The 4159-nt window shown below is 71.3% G+C and carries 5 protein-coding genes and 1 tRNA gene; 5 read left to right on the forward strand and 1 reads right to left on the reverse strand.

What is annotated here, in order from left to right:
• Positions 1-774 (reverse strand): class F sortase (locus NBZ83_RS30500; protein WP_261576349.1); only part of this gene is annotated, 774 nt, incomplete at its 3' end.
• A gap of 274 nt (positions 775-1048) precedes the next feature.
• Between NBZ83_RS30500 and NBZ83_RS30505 the strand changes: the two genes are divergently transcribed.
• The 5 genes from NBZ83_RS30505 to NBZ83_RS30525 form a co-directional block, all read left to right on the forward strand.
• Positions 1049-1648, forward strand: a complete 600-nt coding sequence (locus NBZ83_RS30505; protein ID WP_261571148.1) for a hypothetical protein — start codon at positions 1049-1051, stop codon at positions 1646-1648.
• A 161-nt stretch (positions 1649-1809) separates the two neighbouring features.
• Positions 1810-1883 (forward strand) — tRNA-Pro (locus NBZ83_RS30510).
• Positions 1884-2800: 917 nt separating this feature from the next.
• A complete protein-coding gene (locus tag NBZ83_RS30515; protein ID WP_261569345.1) occupies positions 2801-2950 on the forward strand; it encodes a hypothetical protein in 150 nt (49 codons plus the stop codon).
• Between the two features lie 38 nt (positions 2951-2988).
• Positions 2989-3504 carry a hypothetical protein gene (locus NBZ83_RS30520; protein WP_261576350.1) on the forward strand — a complete coding sequence of 172 codons (516 nt, stop codon included), beginning with the start codon at positions 2989-2991 and terminating at the stop codon, positions 3502-3504.
• Positions 3501-4159 (forward strand): alpha/beta hydrolase (locus tag NBZ83_RS30525; protein ID WP_261576351.1); only part of this gene is annotated, 659 nt, incomplete at its 3' end. The genes NBZ83_RS30520 and NBZ83_RS30525, both read left to right, overlap by 4 nt.

Genomic DNA, 4159 nt, shown 5'->3' on the forward strand with positions numbered 1-4159 from the left:
GGCGGGAGCAGGGGCCCCGGCCGGCGGGCCGGCGAAGGTGTCCGCGTGGGCGTAGACCACGATGTTGTTGAGGTAGTGCTTGGTCTTGTGGTCGAAGGCGCCGCCGCAGGTGATCAGCCGTAGCTCCGGGCGGGTCACCGGCCCGTAGACCCGCTGGCTCGGGAACGCCGCCTTGGACACGTCCTCGGTCCGGTCGACGATGAACGCCTGGGCGGCTCCGGTCCGCCCGGCGACCTCGACCCGGTCGCCGGCGACGAGCTGGGGCAGGCGGTAGAAGACCGCCGGCCCCGTGGTGGAGTCGTAGTGGCCGACGAGGACCGACGGGCCGACGCCGCCCGGCGCGGGGCCGCGGTCGAACCAGCCCACGTCGCCCCAGGCCTTCGGCACCGCGATCGAGCCGTCCGGGGCCAGGCCGAGGTGGGTGATCGGCGCGTCGACCCCGATCCGCCGGATGCGCAGCCGGACGGGATCGTTGATGACCACCACCGGCTGCTCGACCAGCGCGGGCGGCAGGCCGGTCGTGGAACCCGGGAGGACCGGCGGTGGTGGCGGTGGCGGCGGGATGTCGGGCAGCTCGGCCGCCGCATCCGTCCCGGAACCGCCGCGGACGGCGTCGAGTGCCGGTTCCGCGAGGCGGAATCCGCTGCCGACGATGAGCACCAGGCCCACGAGGAGCAGCCCGCGCCACAGCCGGGGAGGCCGCGCCGCGGCGGCGGCGACGGGCACCGGGCCGATGGCGGGCTTGCGGTGGCTGCCACTGGTCCCACGTTCCACAGTCCCTCCCACCCCTTCACCGACCGTCACCCTAGCGAGCAAGTTAGCCACAATCGGTGAGCACGCGCGGAGCGACTCGAAGCCGGTCGCCGACGGCGCCCGCCATCCCGGTCGACGGCGGGACAGACCGTGAAATCCAGTCGGCACGGCGGTTCTCGCACCGGCCGGACCGGTCGCACCACGCCCGGCCCGCTTGCCACGCATCGCCATACGCAGTCGCTATGGTGTCACTCGCAGTGACACACTGATCACAGTACGTTAGAGAGGGGACCAGATGAAGAAGGGTATGGGCCGGAGCGCCGCCGTTCTCGCGATGTCGAGTGCAGCGAGCGTCGCCCTCACCTTCGGGCCCGGCCTCGCCGCTGCCCACGCCTTCGACGACAAGGACCACAACCGTTGCGGCGACAAGAAGGACGACTGGGACATCTTCGGCGACAAGGACAAGGACAACAAGGACCGCGTTGACGGCAAGGACGGCGTCGGCAACAGGGACGGCTTCGGCAACAGGGACGGCTTCGACGGCGACAAGCAGGGCCGCGCCGACAGCCTCGACGGCAACAAGGACGGCGTCGATGGCAGGGACGGCAAGGATGGCAGGGACGACAAGGACGGCAGGGACGGCAAGGACGGCAAGGACGACGACTGGTTCAACTGGGACGACAAGGACAAGGACAGGAACTGCCCGGTCGTCGGCGCCGTCGTCGGCGGCGTCGGGGTCGGTGTCGTGGGCGGCGGAGCCGGTGGCGTGGCCGCCGGCGGCGGCGGCATGGCCGACCACGGGTCCTCACCCCTGCTCCCCCTCGCCGGTGCCACCGTTGGCGCCCTGCTGATCGGCGCGGGGGTGGCTCGGCGGCGCGCCCAGGGCGCGGCCTGACCCTGCACCATCGCGGAGATCAGCCGCACAGAGACCCTCGTGGGCGACGGCCTCGGCCTGGTCCCACGCGGGGCCGCGCACGAGGGTCGGGGGTCGCGTCGACGCTGACGCGACCCCCGGTCACCACCCCGGCTCGCCGATACGGTAATGTTGCTGCCGTACGGGACGTGGCGCAGCTTGGTAGCGCACCAGACTGGGGGTCTGGGGGTCGCAGGTTCAAATCCTGTCGTCCCGACGGGAACACGAGGCTGCTGAACGGGACGAAAGTCCTGGTCAGCAGCCTTTTTCATGTGTGTACGAGATCGGATGCCGGCTCGGCGACTCCCCCGCGGCTACCGCGGCGCTGGCGTCCCGAGGGCCGAGCGGGGCGGCCTGCCGGCTCGGGTGTCCGGGAAGGGCTCGGGTCGGGTCTCGATGGCGGCCACGGTCTGCCTCAAGCCCGGTCACCGCGGCCGGCTGTTCTACCCAGGTGCCGCCCCGCCACGGCCGCGAAGGTGAACGCCACAGCTTCTCCGAAGACCACTACGCCACGCTGATCGCCGCCGGCCATCACCGAGGACGCCGTCCTTGGGCACTGACCCCAGTCGCTGACAGTCGTGCCTGAAGACGCCGGCTGAGGATCACGTCGTACGGTAGGCGTCCGAGGTCCTCGAGGGTCGTTTCGACGCTGAAATCCCTCAGACGTTCAACCAGGCGTTTCCACGAATACAACTCCCCCGTTTCCTCGGCGTCGTCGGGTAGGACGACGTTGCGCACGGCCGACTCGACTGCCTCGACGGTCAGACCGACCCAGGCATCGGTGGCAGCACCTTCTTCTCCTCCTCCTGACCTCGTGCTGCTCCAGCCGCGGTCGTCGGTCAATGTGAGGCGACGTCCGTCCGAGAGAGTCGCGAACTCCTCGACGCGGAAGTGCAGAGTCTGACCAGAAGCTCCGAGGGGCTGCTCCACCCGCTCCGATGAGCATGCCGAACCCGCCAGGCCCTCGCGAGGTTCGTCGACGTCGCACCAAGCACCTACGCCCACAACCTCCGCCCTCATAATGCCGAGGGTAGTGCCCAGCCAGCCAATAGGCGGCGAAGGCCATCTACACGGATGAAGTGGGGGAACCCTGCCGTACCACCGCACAACCGCCTCCTGCGAAAGGGGCGAGCCGTGACTCTTACCGAGGCTCAGGTGCTCGTGGGCATCACCGTCACCGACGCCCGGGTCAGCTACGGGCGCACCCAACTCCAGATCCAGCCGCTGTCCGGCCGCGGGCACCGGTGGATCGACGCCGAGATGACTCAGGACGCCGAGGACTGAGTCGCCATCCCATGAGGGCGGCTTTTTGGGTTGCGATCGTGGGTGCAGGCACGGTGAAGTCCACGCCGAGCGTGCAACGGTCGACGTCGGTCCTGTCACCTGCCGACGCGACCGTCAGGACCAGCAAGACCGCCGCTCGTCGGATCGGTCAGCTCCATGCGTGGCGGCGAGGAGATGGCCGAGATCGCCGCCGCGTCCGAGACGGGCTGGCCTCGTTCACCCGGCTGGTCGACGGCAACGCCACCCTGCACGCCCGGCTCCAGCTGATATGGGAGCGCGACGGGCAGGGCCTCGCCGATACGCTTGCCGCGGAGGTGGGTGGCTCGCCGCTCGATCCCCGCATCCGCACCGCCGCCGCGTTACTGATCACCCCGTTCCGCGTGCCGACCAGCTCCGACGTGCGCGGCCGGCGCACCGACGACGACACGGCGGCGTGGATCGACACCCGCTTCGACCTCGTCGCCACCGGCCTCGACACCCGCCTCGACCCCGGCCTCGGCGCCTGGCCCCACGCCGGCCTCGCCACCGGACCCGCCACAGGAGACAGACCTTGACCACCGGCCCCACCCCCGGACTCGGGACCTGCCTCGCCGCCCGCGTCATGCGCGCGGGTTTCGCCTTCGTCGCCAGCCCGCCGAAGTCCCTGCGGTTCGCCACCGGGGCGGTCGCCGACCCCGAGACCGTCACGGTCCCCACCCGGCACGGCCCCGTCCGCTGCCTGCTGTTCCGGCCCACGGGCACCGGCGCGATCCCGCCCGTACATGTGCAGCTGCACGGCGGCTCGTTCATCGTCCGCAGGCCCAAGCAGGACGACCACGTCTGCCGCTACCTCGCCTCCGACGTCGGCGCCGTGGTGCTCGTCCCCGACTACGACACCGCCCCCGAGGTCGCCTACCCCGTCGCCGAGCACCAGGCCTACGACGTCGCCGCCTGGGCCCACGCCCACGCAGCCGAGCGGGGCTGGGACGGCGGGCGGCTGTCCGTCGGTGGCTACAGCGCCGGCGCGAAGCTCGCGATCAACGTCGTCCAGCAGGCCCGCGACGCCGGGGAGTTCCTGCCGGTCGCACTGGCCGTCGGGTACGGCGTCACCGACATCAGCCTCGACCCGCACGCCCGCACCTCGCCGAAGAAGCACCCCACCATCGGCCCGCGGCTGCTGCGGCTCGTGCAGAACGCCTACTTCCCCGACCCGGCCACCCGCACCGAACC

Origin of the sequence: Frankia gtarii (assembly GCF_025403375.1) — a bacterium.
In the GTDB taxonomy this organism is placed as follows: domain Bacteria; phylum Actinomycetota; class Actinomycetes; order Frankiales; family Frankiaceae; genus Frankia; species Frankia gtarii.

Excerpts from the sequence above, each read along its gene's own strand:
- NBZ83_RS30505 (WP_261571148.1), top strand. The coding sequence starts at position 1,049 with ATGAAGAAGGGTATGGGCCGGAGCGCCGCCGTTCTCGCGATGTCGAGT.